Below are 15,759 nucleotides of genomic sequence, written 5' to 3' on the forward strand. Positions count from 1 at the left end.
GTCGGGCGGTGCGTCAGGCGGTGCCGAGCAGGCCGCTGCCGAGCCAGCCGCTCTCGTCCGGCACGCCGGGCAGCACGAAGAAGTAGCCGCCGCCGGTGGGCGCGAGGAAGGCGGCCAGCGGCTCGCCGTTCAGCCGCTGCTGCACGGCCTCGAACTGCCGGGCGACGTCCTGCTGGTAGCAGCAGAACACCAGCCCCATGTCGAGGTCGCCGGCCCCGTCGACGCCGCGGTCGTAGTTGTAGCCGCGGCGCAGGATCCGCGAGTCGGCGGTGGCGGCGGTGCGCGGGTTGGCGAGCCGGATGTGCGCGTCGAGGGCGATCACCGCACCGGACGGGTCCTTGCCGTACGCCGGGCCGTCCTGCTCTGCGGTGCCGCCGAGCGGCGCGCCGCTGTCCCGGTGCCGGCCGACGATCCGTTCCTGGTCGGCCACCGGCAGGGCGTCCCAGGGCTCGACCCGCATCCGGATGATCCGCAGCACCTGGTAGGTGCCGCCCGCCGCCCAGGCCGGTTCGCCGCCGTCCGCGGCGACCCAGACCAGGCTGTCCATCACCCGGTCCGAGCCGGTGTCGGGGTTGGCGATGCCGTCCTTGAAACCCTGCAGGTTGCGCTGCGCGCCGTCCGGCCGGGCCGGGTTCTGGAACCCGTCGATCCGCCAGAGCGGGCGCAGCGCGCCGCGGGTGTGCCGGGTCAGGTCGCGCAGGGCGTGCAGCACGGTGTCCCGGTTGTCGGCGCAGATCTGCAGCGACAGGTCGCCGTGCAGCTCCGGGCCGAGGTCGTCGCCGGGGAAGGCCGGCATCGGGGTCAGGCGCAGCGGGCGGGCGGCCGCGAGGCCGAACCGGTCGTCGAAGAGCGAGGCGCCGACGCCGACGGTGACGGTCAGTCCGTCGGCGGGGACGTCCGTGCCGAGCAGGCAGGTGTCGGACGGCGGCTCACCGGCGGCGGCCGGCGCGGGGGTGCCGCCGGCGGTCAGGAAGCGGATGCGGTCGGTCAGCGAGCGCATCAGCTGCTCCAGGGCCGGCCGGTCGGGGGCGGTGACCTCGGCGGCGAGGAAGGCGGCGAAGCGCTGGGCGGGCGTGGTGACGCCGGCCTGGTGCGGGCCGTGGAAGGGGACGGCGTCCCGTTCCACGGCTGCCGGGGCTGCCGCGGCGGCGGCGGGCCCGCCGGTGAGGACCGGTCCGACGGCGACGGCGGCGCCGGCGGCGAGGGTCGCCTTGACGAAGCTGCGGCGGGCGGGGGCGGCAGCGGTGGGCTCGGTCATCGGGGCTCCGGTGTCGAACTGCGGTGGGGGGAGCGCGGCAGCCGGCCGTCACGGCCGCTTCGCACACGCTCCAACGCTGCGGTGCACCACCCCGGCCCGCACCCCGGACGACCCCCCCGATCCGCCGACCGGCCGCACCGACGGGTCGGCCCGCCGCCGGCGGCGGGCCGTCAGGACACCGCGCGGGAGTCGGCCCAGCTGCCCTCGAACTCCTCGCGGTAGACCTCCAGCAGCCCGGGCTCGGTGCCGCCGGGCTCCTGGCCCGCGCCGCCGCGCAGCACGATGGCGGGCGACTCGATGCCGCGGGCGCGCCGCAGGTAGGGCTGGACGACGCCGACGTCGCCGGAGCGGCGGCGGCCGCCGGTCTGGCCGCTCACCCGGGGGCCCTCGACCAGGTAGGCGGTGAAGCGGGGCATCTCGTCGAAGACCCGGATCTCGAAGCCGCCCGGGTCCCGCAGCCTGGCCCGGACCCGCCGCACGTGCATGATGTTCATCTCGACGGAGCGCCCGAGTTCGCCCCGGCCGAGGCCGAGTTCGCGCTCGCGCCGCCGTACCGCGCTGCTGGCCGGGTTGAGGAAGAGCAGGCGGACCCGGCAGCCCTCGCCGGCCAGCCGGACCAGGCGCTTGCCGGTGTAGTTCTGGCAGAGCATGCCGAGGCCGATGCCGACGGCGTCGAGCCGGCGGGCGCCGTCGAGCAGGTCCTCGACGGGGAGTTCGCGCTGCAGGCGGACCCGGTCGGCGTGCACGGCGACGACGTCGGCGTAGCGGCCGGCGACGAGTTCCTCGACGACGTCGGCGGGGACGCCGCCCGCGCCGCCGTCGAGCAGGCTGAGCAGCCGGGCGGCGGCCCGCTCGGTCTGGTCGAGGACGGTCTGCGAGAGGCTGCGGTTGCGGGAGACGACGTGCCGGGCCACCTCGAGTTCGTCGAGGGCGAGTTCGACCTCGCGGCGGTCGAGGACGTACGGCTCGAAGCAGGGCCAGTGCTGGACCATGAGTTCGCGCAGCTGCGGCAGGGTGAGGAAGACCAGCGGGTCGTCGTCGGCCGGGTCGAGCAGGTAGCCCTTGCGGCGGCTGACCTCGCGGACGGCGCCGGCCCGCAGCACCCACTCCTCGCCGACCGGTCCGGCGGCGGCGGTGACCCAGTCCTCGCCGTGGGCGGGGGCGTAGACGGGGCGCAGCGCCTCGTCGACGAGGGCGCGCAGGCGCTGTTCGACCAGGTTGAGCCAGACGTAGGCGCGGCCGGTGAGGCGGACGCGGCGGTAGGCGTGCTCCCATTCGAGGGCGGTCCAGCCGAGCGGGGTGCCGTCGCCGGGGGCCGGTCCGGCGGGCCGGCCGGGAGGGCTGGAGCGGATGACGACGGTCGGCGCCTCGCTGCGGCCCGGCTCCGGCCCGTCGAGGCCGTCGCCCCGGCCGTCGGCGGGGAACCCCATGCGCTACCTCACCTCTCGGCCGCCGCTCGTCGCGAGCGCCGGACCGTCCACTGACAGCGTCTCCACCATGGCGGCCTTGACAGAGCCTGTCTCCGCATGGGCCGGCGGTGCGCGCCGCCGGACGATCAAGGGTACTGCGCCCTCAGGGCGGGACGCAGCCTGTTGACGGCACAACAATTCGAGGGGAGGGCGGGCGGTGGCCCGAGCGCCGGGTTTTCGCGCCACGGACACCCGTTCGGGCGAACAACAGGTGAATGGGTTCGGTCGGCGGGCGGGGGTTGGGGAGTATGCGACATGTGCCGCACGTGTGCCGTGCGTCACGCCGAGGGCGGTCCGCACATGCCGGGGCCCGTCCCCGGGCAGATCCGAGGGAGCGCCAGTTCCCCCACGGAGCAAGGAAGTTGAGGTCCCTCATGCAGGTCTGGCCAGGGCAGCCCTACCCGCTCGGCGCCACGTACGACGGGGCCGGAACCAACTTCGCGGTGTTCTCGGAGAGCGCCGACCGGATCGAGCTGTGCCTGCTGGAGGAGGACGGCTCGGAGACGGCGATCGAGCTGCGGGAGACGGACGCCTTCGTGCGGCACGCCTACCTGCCGGGGGTCCAGCCGGGCCGGCGGTACGGCTTCCGGGTGCACGGCCCGTACAACCCGGGGCTGGGGCAGCGGCACAACAGCGCCAAGCTGCTGCTGGACCCGTACGCCAAGGCGATGAGCGGGGACATCGACTGGGACGAGTCGGTCTACGGCTACCACTTCGGCGCGCCGGAGCGCCGCAACGACCTGGACTCGGCGCCGCACACCATGCACTCGGTGGTGATCAACCCCTACTTCGACTGGGGCACCGACCGGCCGCCGCGCACCGACTACCACCGGACGGTGCTGTACGAGGCCCACGTGAAGGGGCTGACCCGGCTGCACCCGGACATCCCGGAGGAGATCCGCGGCACCTACGCGGCGCTGGCGCACCCGGCGCTGATCGAGCACCTGGCGAAGCTGGGCGTCACCGCGATCGAGCTGATGCCGGTGCACCAGTTCGTCCGGGACCACCGGCTGCGGGACCTGGGGCTGTCGAACTACTGGGGCTACAACACCATCGGCTTCTTCGCGCCGCACGCCTCGTACTCCTCGACGGGGGACCGCGGGCAGCAGGTGCAGGAGTTCAAGTCGATGGTGAAGGCGCTGCACGCGGCGGGGATCGAGGTGATCCTCGACGTGGTCTACAACCACACCGCGGAGGGCAACCACCTGGGCCCGACGCTCTCCTTCCGCGGCCTGGACAACGCCTCGTACTACCGGCTGGCGAAGGACCGCCGGTTCTACGAGGACACCACCGGCACCGGCAACAGCCTGCTGATGCGCAGTCCGCACGTCCTCCAGATGATCATGGATTCGCTGCGGTACTGGGTCACCGAGATGCACGTGGACGGCTTCCGGTTCGACCTCGCGGCGACGCTGGCCCGGCAGTTCCACGAGGTCGACCGGCTGTCCTCGTTCTTCGACCTCGTCCAGCAGGACCCGGTGGTCTCGCAGGCCAAGCTGATCGCCGAGCCGTGGGACCTGGGCGAGGGCGGTTACCAGGTCGGCAACTTCCCGCCGCTGTGGACGGAGTGGAACGGCATGTACCGGGACACCGTCCGCGACCTGTGGCGCGGCGAGAACGCCGCCCTGGCCGAGTTCGGCTCCCGGCTGACGGGCTCCTCCGACCTCTACCAGGACGACGGCCGCCGGCCGATCGCCTCGATCAACTTCGTCACCTGCCACGACGGCTTCACCCTGCGCGACCTGGTCTCCTACAACGAGAAGCACAACGAGGCCAACCACGAGGGCAACCGGGACGGCGAGTCGCACAACCGCTCGTGGAACTGCGGCGCCGAGGGCGAGACGGAGGACGAGGCGGTGCTGGAGCTCAGAGCCCGCCAGCAGCGCAACTTCATCGCCACCCTGATGCTCTCCCAGGGCGTGCCGATGCTCGCGCACGGCGACGAGTTCGGCCGCACCCAGCAGGGCAACAACAACGCCTACTGCCAGGACAACGAGCTCACCTGGGTCGACTGGCCGAAGGGCGGCGCCGCCGCGCAGCTGCTGGAGTTCACCCAGGGCATGATCTGGCTGCGCCGCGACCACCCGGTCTTCCGCCGCCGCCGCTTCTTCCACGGCCGGCCGGTATCCGGCACCCACGACGACCTCACCGACATCGCCTGGTTCACCCCCGGCGGCGAGGAGATGACCGACCAGGACTGGAAGACCAGCTACGCGAAGTCGCTGACGGTCTTCCTCAACGGCAACGCCATCTCCGAACCGGACCGCCGCGGCGGCAAGATCGTCGACGACTCCTTCCTGCTGCTGTTCAACGCGCACTCCGAGCCGCTGGAGTTCACCGTCCCGGCCGGGCACGGCGAGGCCTGGCAGCTGGTCGTCGACACCGCGCAGCCCGTGCTGCCCGCCCGCGGGACGGGCACCCGGGTCAAGGCCGGCGACTCGCTCTGGCTCACCGACCGCTCGCTGATGGTGCTGCAGCGACCCGCGTGACGGCCGGGGCGCGAGGGACGGCCCGGGTGGGCCATTCGTGCCACCCGGGCCATAGCCGCGCCCGGGCCAGGGTAGGGATCACCCCATGACGTCCGCCGCCGCACACCCACCGACGGCCAGTTACCGGCTCCAGCTCCAGCCGGGCTTCACCCTGCGCGACGCCGCCCGCGCCGTGCCGTACCTGGCCGCACTCGGCGTCTCCCACCTGCACCTGTCCCCGCTGCTGGAGGCCGTCCCCGGCTCCACGCACGGCTACGACACGGTCGACCACAGCCGGATCAGCGAACAGCTCGGCGGTGAGGCGGCGCTGCGCGCCCTGGCGGACGAGGCCCACCGGCACGAGCTGCGGCTGATCGCCGACGTGGTGCCCAACCACATGGCTCTTCCCGTCCCCGAGCAGCTCAACCAGCCGCTCTGGCAGGTGCTCCGGGACGGCCCCGACTCCCGCTACGCCACCTGGTTCGACATCGACTGGACGGCGCAGCCCGGCCCCTCCGACGCGCCCGGCCGCGGCCGGCTGCTGCTGCCGCTGCTCGGCGACCGGATCGGCGCGGTACGGGACCAGCTGGTGGTGGACGGCGAGGTGCTGCGCTACCACGACCACGCCTTCCCGCTGCGTCCCGGCACCGCGCACCTGCCGCTGCCCGACCTCCTCGACCGCCAGTGGTACCGGCTGGCCTGGTGGCGGCTGGCCAGCAGCGAGCTGAACTACCGGCGGTTCTTCGCGATCAACGACCTGATCGCGGTGCGGGTCGAGGTCCCGGAGGTGTTCCGGGCCACCCACGAGGTGCTGCTGCGGCTGCACGGCGAGGGCGTGCTCGACGGCTTCCGGGTGGACCACCCCGACGGCCTCGCCGACCCGCGCGGCTACCTGCGGCGGCTCGCCGAGGCCACCGGCGGGGCGTACACCGTGGTGGAGAAGATCCTCATCGGCGACGAGCGGCTGCCCGCGGACTGGCCGTGCGCCGGCACCACCGGCTACGACGCGCTGCGCCGGATCGACGGGGTGCTCACCGACCACGCCGGTGCCGAGCGGCTGGTCGCCGCCTACCAGCGGGACGTCGCCGACCGGACGACCGCGGCCGAGGCCGCGCTGCGCGGCCGCGCCGAGCTCACCGTCCCGGACGGCGAGCTCGCGGCCGAGGTGGACCGGCTGCTGCGGCTGGTGCAACGGATCGGCGCCGCCGACAGCGCCCTCGCCGACCACCCGCGGCCCGCGCTGCGGGACGCCCTGTGCGCCCTGCTCACCGAGCACCCGGTGTACCGGCCGTACGTGGTGCCCGGCGAGGAGCCCCCGCCGGAGGCCGTCGCGCACCTGGCGGGCGGCGCCGAGGGCACCGCGGACCGGCTGCTGCGCGACCTGGCACTCGGCCGGCTCGGCCGCAGCCCGGAGAAGGACGAGTTCTGCCGCCGGTTCGCCCAGACCACCTCCGCGGTGGCCGCCAAGGGCGTGGAGGACACCGCCTTCTACCGCTGGAACGCGCTGGTCTCGCTGAACGAGGTCGGCGGCGACCCCGGCCGGCCCGGCCTCGGCCCGGGCGCCTTCCACCGCTGGTGCGCCGACCAGGAGCGGGATTGGCCCACCGGGATGACGGTGCTCTCCACCCACGACACCAAGCGCAGCGCGGACGCCCGGGCCCGGCTCGCCGTGCTCGCCGAGCTGCCCGACGCCTGGGCCGCCGAGTGCGCGGCCTGGACGGCCGCCGCCGGGCCCTGCCCGGACCGCAACACCGCCTGGCTGCTGTGGCAGACCCTGATCGCGGCCTGGCCGATCGACGAGGAGCGGCTCGTCCAGGTGGTGCTGAAGTCCGCCCGGGAGGCGAAGCTGCGCACCTCCTGGACGGTCCCCGACGAGACCTTCGAACGGCTGCTGACGGCGTACGCGCGCGGAGCGCTCGCCAACGCCGGGCTCTGCCCCCGGATCGCCGGCTTCGTGCAGCTGCTCGCCCCGTACGCGCGGTCCAACACCCTCGCCTCGGCGCTGCTGCACCTGACCGTGCCCGGGGTGCCGGACCTGTACCAGGGCAGCGAGGAGCCGCTGCACACGCTGGTCGACCCGGACAACCGGGCGCCGGTGGACCTCGGGGCGCTGGCGGTGCGGCTGACCGACTCGGCGGCCGACCGCGGCGCGGACCTCGCCCGCGAGAAGCTCCACCTCACCACCACCGCCCTGCACCTGCGGCGCGACGTGCCGCTCGGCCCGTACCGGCCGCTGGAGGCCACCGGCCGGACGGCGGCGCACCTGCTCGCCTTCTTCCGCGGCCCGCGGGTGATCACCGCGGTGACCCGGCTGCCGTACGGCCTGCAGCGGGCCGGCGGCTGGGGCGACACCGTGCTGGAGCTGCCCGAGGGCCGTTGGACGGACGAACTGACCGGGCGGCACTACGAGGCCGGCCCGCTGCCGGTCTCCTGGCTGCTGGAGCGCCACCCGGTCGCACTGCTCACGGAGGGCCGTTGACCACGTACCGCGTATGGGCACCCGAGGCGGACATGGTGGAGGTCGAGGTCGACGGACGGCCTCACCCGATGGCCCGCGAGGGCGACGGGACGAGCGGCTGGTGGCAGGGCGAGGCGCCGGGCGGCGACTACGGCTTCCGGCTGGACGGCGGCCGGGCGCTGCCCGACCCGCGCTCCCCCCGGCAGCCGGACGGCCCGGACGGGCTGAGCCGGGCCGTCGACCACGCCGCCTTCCGCTGGTCCGACACCCCGTGGCGGGGCCGCCCGCTGCCCGGCAGCGTGCTGTACGAGCTGCACGTGGGCACCTTCACCCCCGCCGGGACCTTCGAGGCCGCGGCCGAACGGCTCGACCACCTCGTCGACCTGGGCGTGGACTTCGTCGAGCTGATGCCGGTCTGCCCGTTCCCCGGCCGGTACGGCTGGGGCTACGACGGGGTGTCCCTCTGGGCGGTGCACGAGCCGTACGGCGGCCCGGACGGCCTGAAGCGCTTCGTCGACGCGGCGCACCGCAAGGGCCTGGGCGTGGTCCTCGACGTGGTGCACAACCACCTCGGCCCGTCCGGCAACTACCTCCCGGTGTACGGGCCCTACTTCACCGACCGGCACCACACGCCCTGGGGCTCGGCCGTCAACCTGGACGCGCCCGGCTCCGACGAGGTGCGGCGCTACCTGATCGGCAGCGCGCTCGCCTGGCTGCGGGACTACCGGATCGACGGGCTGCGGCTGGACGCGGTGCACGCCCTCGCCGACGACCGGGCGCTGCACTTCCTGGAGGAACTCGCCGTCGAGGTCGAGAAACTGGCGGACGCCACCGGGCGCCCGCTGTTCCTGGTCGCCGAGTCCGACCTCAACGACCCGCGCACCACCGCCCCCCGGCAGGCCGGCGGCCTCGGCCTCACCGCCCAGTGGAGCGACGACTTCCACCACGCCCTGCACACCCTGCTGACCGGCGAGTCCGGCGGTTACTACGCCGACTTCGCGGCCGACCCGTACGCGGCCTGCGCCAAGGCACTGACCCGCGGCTTCTTCCACGACGGCAGCTGGTCGTCCTTCCGCGGCCGCTCGCACGGCCGGCCGTTCCCCACCGCGTACGGGCACCGGCTGCTCGGCTACGCCCAGACCCACGACCAGATCGGCAACCGGGCGGCCGGCGACCGGCTCTCGGCGACCCTCTCCCCCGGGCGGCTGGCCGCCGGTGCGGCGCTGGTCCTCACCTCGCCGTTCACCCCGATGCTGTTCATGGGCGAGGAGTGGGGGGCGAGCACCCCCTGGCAGTACTTCACCGACCACACCGACCCGGCCCTCGCCGAGGCCGTCCGGCAGGGCAGGCGGCGGGAGTTCGCCGCGCACGGCTGGCAGCCCGAGGACGTGCCCGACCCGCAGGCCCGCTCCACCGTGCTCGGCTCCACCCTCACCTGGGCCGAACGCGTCCAGGAGCCGCACGCCGGCCTGCTCGACTGGTACCGGCGCCTGATCCGGCTGCGCCGTACCCACCCCGAACTCACCGATCCGGACCTCGGCGCCGTCCGGGTCGACCACGACGCCGCCGCACGGTGGCTGGTCGTGCACCGCGGCCCGTTCCGGGTGGTCGTCCACCTCGGCACCGACGCCCCGCAGCGGATCGCCCTGGACGCCCCCTACACCCGGACCCTGGCCCTGTACGGCGACTGCTGGCCCGAGTCCGACGGCTCCGTGCACCTCGCCCCGGAGTCCACGGCGGTGGTCCGGGTCGGCTAGGGCGTCGGCCGGAGCGTCGCGTCAGTCCGGCTTGCAGACGACGAAGCGCTTGTACGGGTGGCGGCCCGGGCGGTCGCCGATCTCGCGGCAGGCGGCCTGCAGCTCGTGCAGGTCGGCGACGGAGAGCTCCAGCGGGGGCTCGTCCGGCTGGAAGGTCCAGCCGAGCGGGTAGTCGGTGCCCGGTTCGGTGGTCATCTCGATGTGGCAGCCGAGCACGTGGGTGACCTCGTGGGTGGCGGTGAACTCCACCAGGCGGTCGACGGTGCGCACGAAGGCCGGCCAGTCGTTGACGTACAGCCGGCCCGGGTAGACGGTGTCGCCGGTGAGCAGGAAGCCCGTCCGCGGGTCGTGGTAGGTGACCGAGGCCGCGTGGTGGCCGGGGGTGGCGAGGCACTCCAGCACCCGTCCGCCGAGGTCCAGCTCCCGGCTCTCCTCGCCCTCGAAGCCGAACCAGGCGAGCGCCTCGGCGGCCGGCACCAGCTCGGTGTCCGGCCGGTCCGCGAACTGGCCGTCGCCCGCCGTGTGGTCGCCGTGCCCGTGGCTGTGCAGCACCAGCAGCGGCAGGCCCGGGCTGCGGCTCTCGATCAGCTCGTCGACGGTGCGGCGCAGCGGCAGGTGCGCCGGGTCGGCCGTGGCGCCGGTGTCGATCAGCACGGCGCGTTCGGTGCCGAACAGCAGGTACAGGAACGGCGCCTCGTAGTGGACGGCCTTGTTCTGCCGCAGGATGTAGGTCGCTTCGTCGACCCGGTGGACCTGCAGGTCGGGGTCGGTGTTGTGCTTCGAGGACGTCGATCCGTGGATCCAGCGGACGTCCAGCGGTGTGCGGTGCTGCGTGTTCATGGCATCCCCCTTCGCCCGCGAAGTTATCAGGGCCCGGCCCGTTCAGCGGAGGAAGGCGGTGATCCGGGTGCGCAGGCCGGCCGCGTCGAGGCCGTAGGCGGCGAGGTGCTCGGGGATCGAGCCGTAGTGGCGGTGTTCCTCGCGCGGGACGCCGAGGCCGAGGACGCGGTGCGGCAGGTCGGCGAGGGCCTCGTGGGCGACGCCGGCGGAGGTGCCGGCGAGGTAGGGCTCGACGAGGACGACGTCGGGCCGGTCGCCGGCGGCGGCCCGCAGTCCGGCGGCGTCGAAGGGGCGGACGGTGGCCGCGTACAGCACGGTGAGGTCGAGGCCCTCGGTGGCCGCCAGGACGGCGTCGAGCATCGGGCCGACGGCGACGACCGTGCCGCGGCGGCCGGTGCGGACGGGCAGCAGCCGGCCGGGTTCGACCGGGCGGGCGGTGTCGTTGCGGTGGGCGGAGAGCCGCAGGTAGACCAGGCCGTCGCCGTCGGCGGCGGCGTGCCGCAGCAGGGTCTCGGCCTCGTCCGGGTGGCCGGGCACGTGGACCGTCCAGCCGGGCAGGGTGTCCAGCAGGGCGACGTCCCCGGGCGCCATGTGGGTGCGGCCGCCGGCCGGCCAGTCGTACGAGCCGGCGGCGCTGACCAGCACGGCGCCGACGCCCTGGTGGACGAGGTCGAGCTTGACCTGCTCCCAGGGCCGTTCGATCAGGAAGCTGGCGAAGGTGTGGGCGATCGGGCGCAGTCCGGTGAGGGCGAGTCCGGCGGTGACGCCGATCTGCAGTTGCTCGCGGATGCCGACGTTGACCACCCGGTCGGGGTGGCGGGCGGCGGCCGGGCGGAAGGAGTCGGCGCCGATGTCGGCGAGCACCAGGGCGAGCCGCGGGTCGTGGTCGAGGAGTTCGGTGGTGACGGCGGCGAAGCGCTCGCGCATGGTCTCCATGGCAGGGGCCTTTCTCGGGGGCGGAGGTGTCCGGGGCTCGGGTCGGGTTCTCGGGTTCGGTTCCCGGGTTCAGTACTTGGGTTCGACGCGGGCGACGACGGCGTGCGGGCGGCCGGGGTGCGGGGCGGTGAACGCGGCGTGCAGGGCCTCGTGGTCGCGGCCGTCCACGGTGGCGGTGGACCAGCCCTCGGCGGCGAAGCGGGCCTCGATGCCGCCGCGCCGGCCGTGGGTGGCGGAGGAGTTGTCGATCACCACGGTGTGCAGCCGGTCCAGGCCGACGGCGCCGGCGAAGGCGATCGCCTCGTGGTTGCTGCCCTCGTCCAGTTCGGCGTCGCCCACCAGCACCCAGACCGCCGGGTCGGTCAGGCCCTGGGCGCGCAGGCCGAGCGCGGTGCCGGCGGCGAGCGGCAGGCCGTGGCCGAGCGAGCCGGAGGCGATCTCGGCGCCGGGCACCAGCAGCCGGTCCGGGTGGTGGCCGAGCGGGGAGTGGTAGCCGCCGAAGCCCGGCAGGACGGCCTCGTCGAGGAAGCCCTTGGCGGTGAGGACGGCGTAGTAGGCCATCGGGCCGTGGCCCTTGGAGAGCAGGAAGCGGTCGCGGGCCGGGTCGTCGGCGGTGTCGGGCGCGACCCGCAGCACGCGGTCGTAGAGCACCCAGAGGGCGTCCAGGGTGGAGGTGGCGGCGGGGCCGTGCTTCTCGTCGCCGGTCATCAGGGCCATCAGGGCGGGCAGGTCGGCGAAGCCGTACGGCCGCCGGCCGGTGGTTGCGGTGGTCATGCCGACCAGCGTGCAAGTTGAAGTCGACTTCAGGTCAAGCGGCTATCCTCGGCCGCATGGGACCGACCCGCCACGACCTGCTGACCATCGGCCAGCTCTCCGCCCGCAGCGGCCTCGCCACCTCCGCGCTGCGCTACTACGAGCGGATGGGGCTGATCCACGCCGAGCGGACGGCCGGCAACCAGCGCCGCTACGCCCGGGCCACCCTGCGGCGGGTCGCCTTCGTCCGGGCGGCGCAGCGGGTCGGCCTCTCGCTGGAGGAGGCCCGCACCGCCCTGGACCGGCTGCCCGAGGACCGGGCGCCGAGCACCGTCGAGTGGGGCGAGGTGGCTGCCACCTGGCACGAGCGGATCGACCGGCAGATCGAGGAACTCCAGCTGCTGAAGCGAAAGTTGACCGGCTGCATCGGCTGCGGCTGCCTGTCGCTGTCGCGCTGTGCGCTGTACAACGCGGACGACCGGGCGGCGGCGGCCGGCCCGGGCGCGCGGTACCTGCTGGGCGACACCCCGGTGCGGGACGCGGCCGAGGGGGCCTGACGGCGCGTCGCTCCCGGTACGCACCACCGCCGCGACGGCCCGACCGGATCGGGCGTTCGGCCGCTGGAGGCACCTGCCGCCCGTCTATGCTGCCCCGGTGAGAGTCGAACGGCTGCGGGGAGATGGGTCATGACCGAGCATCAGGACATATCGCTGGACTGGATGTCCGACAGCGGCGAACCGCACGCACCGGTGGACCTGCGCCCGGAGGTCCCGCACCCGGCCCGCATGTACGACTACTACCTGGGCGGCAAGGACAACTTCCCGGCGGACCGGGAGGCGGCCGAGAAGGTGCTCGCGCTGAGTCCGCTGGTGCGGCTCAGCGCGCTGGCCAACCGGGCGTTCCTGCAGCGGGCGGTGCGCCACCTGGCCGAGGCCGGGGTGCGGCAGTTCCTCGACATCGGCACCGGCATCCCGACCGCGGGCAACACCCACCAGACCGCGCAGCTGGTGCACCCGGACGCCCGGGTGGCGTACGTGGACAACGACCCGATCGTGCTGGTGCACAGCCGGGCGCTGCTGGCCGGCTCCAGCCGCGGCACGGTGACCGTCACCCAGGCCGACCTGCGCGACCCGGAGAAGATCCTGGCCGACCCGCAGGTGCGCGAACTGCTGGACCTGGGGCGGCCGGTGGCGCTGCTGCTGTTCGCGGTGCTGCACTTCGTGGACGACGCCGACGACCCGTACGGCATCGTGCGGACGCTGGTCGACGCGCTGCCGCCGGGCAGCCACCTGGCGCTCTCGCACGGCACCGGGGACTTCGTGCCGGCGTCCGAGGCCGAGAAGGGCCCGGCGATCTACCGCAACGCCACCGCACAGCTGAGCATGCGCACCAAGGAGCAGGTGCTGAGGTTCTTCGACGGGCTGGAGCTGCTGGAGCCCGGCCTGGTGACGGCCCCGCTGTGGCGGCCGGACGCCGCGCCCTCGGCGACCGACGCCGAGGTGGGCATCTGGGCGGGCGTGGGCCGCAAGCCCTGAGCCGCCCGCACCGTCGCCGCCCGCCGGCGCCCGTCCCCCGCCGAAGGTTCCGGGGGAACGGGCGCCGTTCGGCGGCTACTTGACGGATCCGGCCATCGCGCCCTGCACGAAGTAGCGCTGGCAGGAGAAGAAGACGGCGACCGGCACCAGCAGCGACAGGAAGGCGCCGGGGGCGAGCACGTCCAGGTTGCTGCCGAACTGCCGCATCTGGGACTGCAGCAGGACGGTGAGCGGCTGCGAGTCGCTGCCCGCGAAGACCAGCGCCACCAGCATGTCGTTCCAGACCCAGAGGAACTGGAAGATCGCCAGTGAGGCGAGGGCGGGCAGCGCGAGCGGCAGCGCGAGCCGGCGGAAGACCCGCCACTCGCCGCAGCCGTCGATCCGGGCGGCCTCCATGATCTCCTGCGGGATCTCCAGGAACTGGTTGCGCAGCAGGAAGACGGCGAACGGCAGGCCGTAGGCGACGTGGAACAGCACCACACCGGGGACGGTGCCGAACAGGCCGACCGCGCCGAGCAGCCGGGCGACCGGCACGAGACCGATCTGCACGGGCACCACCAGCAGGCAGACGACGACCAGGAACAGCCAGTCCCGGCCGGGGAAATCGAGCCAGGCGAAGGCGTAGCCGGCGAGCGCCGCGAGCGCGACGGTGAGCGCGGTGGCGGGCACCGAGATCAGCACGGTGTTCCAGAACGCGCCGAGCACCTCGCCGCCGCCGAGCAGGGCGGTGTAGTTGTCGAGGGTGAGCCGGGCGGGGTGGGCGAGCACCGTCCACCAGCCGGAGGCGGCGCTGTCCTCCTTGGGCCGCAGCGAGGTGAGCAGCAGGCCGACGGTGGGCATCAGCCAGAGCGCGGCGGCGACGAGCAGCACCGCCTGGACGGCGCCGCCGCGGGTGCGGGCGGCGATCCGGGCGGCGAGGCGGGGCCGCGGCCGGGTGGACCCGGCGGTGCTGCCGGGGGCGGGCCGGGTGAGCAGCTGGGTCATCGGGTGCTCCTGCGGAAGCGGCGGACGTTGAGGACCATGGCGGGCACCACGAGCAGCAGCAGGAGCACGCCGAGGGCGCTGCCGAGGCCCTGGTCGTTGCCGCCGCCGAAGGAGACCAGCCACAGGCGCAGCGCGAGCACGCCGGCGTCCTGCTGGACGGGGCCGGGGGCGACGACGAAGACCAGGTCGAAGATCTTCATCACGTTGATGACCATGGTCACCAGGACGACACCGAGCACGGGGGCGAGCTGCGGCACGGTGATCCGGCGGAAGATCTGCCACTCCCCCGCGCCGTCCATCCGGGCGGCCTCCAGGGTCTCCCGCGGCAGGTTGGCGAGGCCGCCGGCGATGACGACCATCGCGAAACCGGCCCAGATCCACAGGTAGGCGCCGACGATCGCCGGGGTGACCAGGCCGGGGCCGAGCCAGGCGAGGCCGCGGTAGGGGGCGGCGAAGTTCGACGCGGGCAGTTCGACGGTGCCGCCCGGGTGCCCGGGGAAGGCGAAGGAGCCGTCGGCGGCGGTGGTCGCGGTCGCGACCTGCCGCTGCCCGTCGAGCAGGCGGACGGTGACGCCGGGCAGGCCGCGCTCGCCGGGGTCGACCGTGCCGGGGGTGCCGCCGCCGGGGGTGACGTCGAGCCAGACGGTGCCGTGCACGCCGTCGCCTGCCGCCGGTGCGGCCGCGGGCTTCGCCGCGGCGGGCAGGGTGGCGGGCTTGAGTCCGACGAGCGGCACGGCGACGGCGCTGCCGGGTGCGGCCGGGGCGGCGCGCACCGCGCCGTCGGCGGCTGCGGCGGGCCCGCCGGGGCGGGGCCGGGCGCCGGGGTAGGAGGGGTCGGGGTCGAAGGTGTCGTGGACGGCGACCGCGGCGGCGTTCAGCACGCCGCGGGCCGGGTCCTGCTCGTAGACCAGCCGGAAGGTGATGCCGGCGGCGAGGAAGGAGATCGCCATCGGCATGAACACCAGCAGCCGGAAGGCGGTGCCCCAGCGGACCTTCTCGGTGAGCACGGCGAAGACCAGGCCGAGGCCGGTGACCAGCGCGGGCGCGACGGCGACCCAGATCGCGCTGTTGCGCAGCGCGGTGAGGGTGGCGTCGTCGGTGAACGCGGTGCGGTAGTTGCCGAGCCCGACGAAGCCGGTGCCCGGCGCGTCGTAGAGGCTGCGGACCACGGACCAGCCGATGGGGTACAGCACCAGTGCGCCGAGCAGGGCGAGGGCGGGCAGCAGGAAGAGGGGGGCCGGGCCCCGGCGCCGCAGGGCGGCGCCGGAGCTCCGGGGTCGGGTGGGCGTCCTCATGGGGAC

The 15,759-nt window shown here is 74.5% G+C and carries 12 protein-coding genes; 5 read left to right on the forward strand and 7 right to left on the reverse strand.

All coding sequences use genetic code 11. The features are described from left to right. Window positions 1-13 precede the first annotated feature (13 nt). Both efeB and AB0O09_RS05780 read right to left on the reverse strand, forming a co-directional pair. Window positions 14-1,258 (reverse strand): iron uptake transporter deferrochelatase/peroxidase subunit, encoded by a 1,245-nt coding sequence (gene efeB, locus AB0O09_RS05775; protein WP_363540365.1) that lies wholly within the window; start codon window positions 1,256-1,258, stop codon window positions 14-16. A gap of 170 nt (window positions 1,259-1,428) precedes the next feature. After that, window positions 1,429-2,688, reverse strand: coding sequence for an SAV2148 family HEPN domain-containing protein (locus tag AB0O09_RS05780; protein ID WP_363540366.1), 1,260 nt, complete (start codon window positions 2,686-2,688; stop codon window positions 1,429-1,431). A gap of 413 nt (window positions 2,689-3,101) precedes the next feature. On the opposite strand from AB0O09_RS05780, the gene glgX reads away from it, so the two are divergent. The 3 genes from glgX to treZ all read left to right on the forward strand — a co-directional run bounded on the left by glgX (window position 3,102) and on the right by treZ (window position 9,410). Continuing rightward, window positions 3,102-5,216 carry a glycogen debranching protein GlgX gene (gene glgX, locus AB0O09_RS05785; RefSeq protein WP_363540367.1) on the forward strand — a complete coding sequence of 705 codons (2,115 nt, stop codon included), beginning with the start codon at window positions 3,102-3,104 and terminating at the stop codon, window positions 5,214-5,216. Window positions 5,217-5,301: 85 nt separating this feature from the next. Continuing rightward, complete coding sequence (gene treY, locus AB0O09_RS05790) at window positions 5,302-7,674, forward strand: malto-oligosyltrehalose synthase (RefSeq protein ID WP_363540368.1); 2,373 nt, start codon at window positions 5,302-5,304, stop codon at window positions 7,672-7,674. Continuing rightward, entirely contained in the window at window positions 7,671-9,410 is a 1,740-nt protein-coding gene (gene treZ, locus AB0O09_RS05795; protein ID WP_363540369.1) for a malto-oligosyltrehalose trehalohydrolase, read from the forward strand. Before treY ends, treZ begins: the two co-directional genes overlap by 4 nt. 21 nt (window positions 9,411-9,431) lie before the next feature. Here the strand turns inward: treZ and AB0O09_RS05800 are convergent, their stop codons facing one another. From AB0O09_RS05800 to AB0O09_RS05810, 3 genes are all read right to left on the reverse strand, one after another. Beyond that, on the reverse strand, window positions 9,432-10,250 hold the full coding sequence (locus AB0O09_RS05800; RefSeq protein WP_363540370.1) for an MBL fold metallo-hydrolase: 819 nt from the start codon (window positions 10,248-10,250) through the stop codon (window positions 9,432-9,434). A 42-nt stretch (window positions 10,251-10,292) separates the two neighbouring features. After that, window positions 10,293-11,186 (reverse strand): transketolase C-terminal domain-containing protein, encoded by an 894-nt coding sequence (locus AB0O09_RS05805; RefSeq protein WP_363540371.1) that lies wholly within the window; start codon window positions 11,184-11,186, stop codon window positions 10,293-10,295. 69 nt (window positions 11,187-11,255) lie between these two features. Continuing rightward, complete coding sequence (locus tag AB0O09_RS05810) at window positions 11,256-11,960, reverse strand: transketolase (RefSeq protein ID WP_363540372.1); 705 nt, start codon at window positions 11,958-11,960, stop codon at window positions 11,256-11,258. 56 nt (window positions 11,961-12,016) lie between these two features. Between AB0O09_RS05810 and soxR the strand changes: the two genes are divergently transcribed. Then, window positions 12,017-12,496, forward strand: coding sequence for a redox-sensitive transcriptional activator SoxR (gene soxR / locus AB0O09_RS05815; protein WP_363540373.1), 480 nt, complete (start codon window positions 12,017-12,019; stop codon window positions 12,494-12,496). 162 nt (window positions 12,497-12,658) lie between these two features. Continuing rightward, complete coding sequence (locus tag AB0O09_RS05820; RefSeq protein ID WP_363540419.1) at window positions 12,659-13,474, forward strand: SAM-dependent methyltransferase; 816 nt, start codon at window positions 12,659-12,661, stop codon at window positions 13,472-13,474. A gap of 75 nt (window positions 13,475-13,549) precedes the next feature. On the opposite strand, the gene AB0O09_RS05825 is transcribed toward AB0O09_RS05820, so the two are convergent. Beyond that, window positions 13,550-14,458 (reverse strand): carbohydrate ABC transporter permease, encoded by a 909-nt coding sequence (locus tag AB0O09_RS05825; RefSeq protein ID WP_363540374.1) that lies wholly within the window; start codon window positions 14,456-14,458, stop codon window positions 13,550-13,552. Next, window positions 14,455-15,753, reverse strand: coding sequence for an ABC transporter permease subunit (locus tag AB0O09_RS05830; protein ID WP_363540375.1), 1,299 nt, complete (start codon window positions 15,751-15,753; stop codon window positions 14,455-14,457). The genes AB0O09_RS05825 and AB0O09_RS05830 overlap by 4 nt, the downstream gene beginning before the upstream one ends. Between the last annotated feature and the right edge of the window lie 6 nt (window positions 15,754-15,759).

Source organism: Kitasatospora sp. NPDC093679 (assembly GCF_040683455.1).
Classification (GTDB): domain Bacteria; phylum Actinomycetota; class Actinomycetes; order Streptomycetales; family Streptomycetaceae; genus Kitasatospora; species Kitasatospora arboriphila.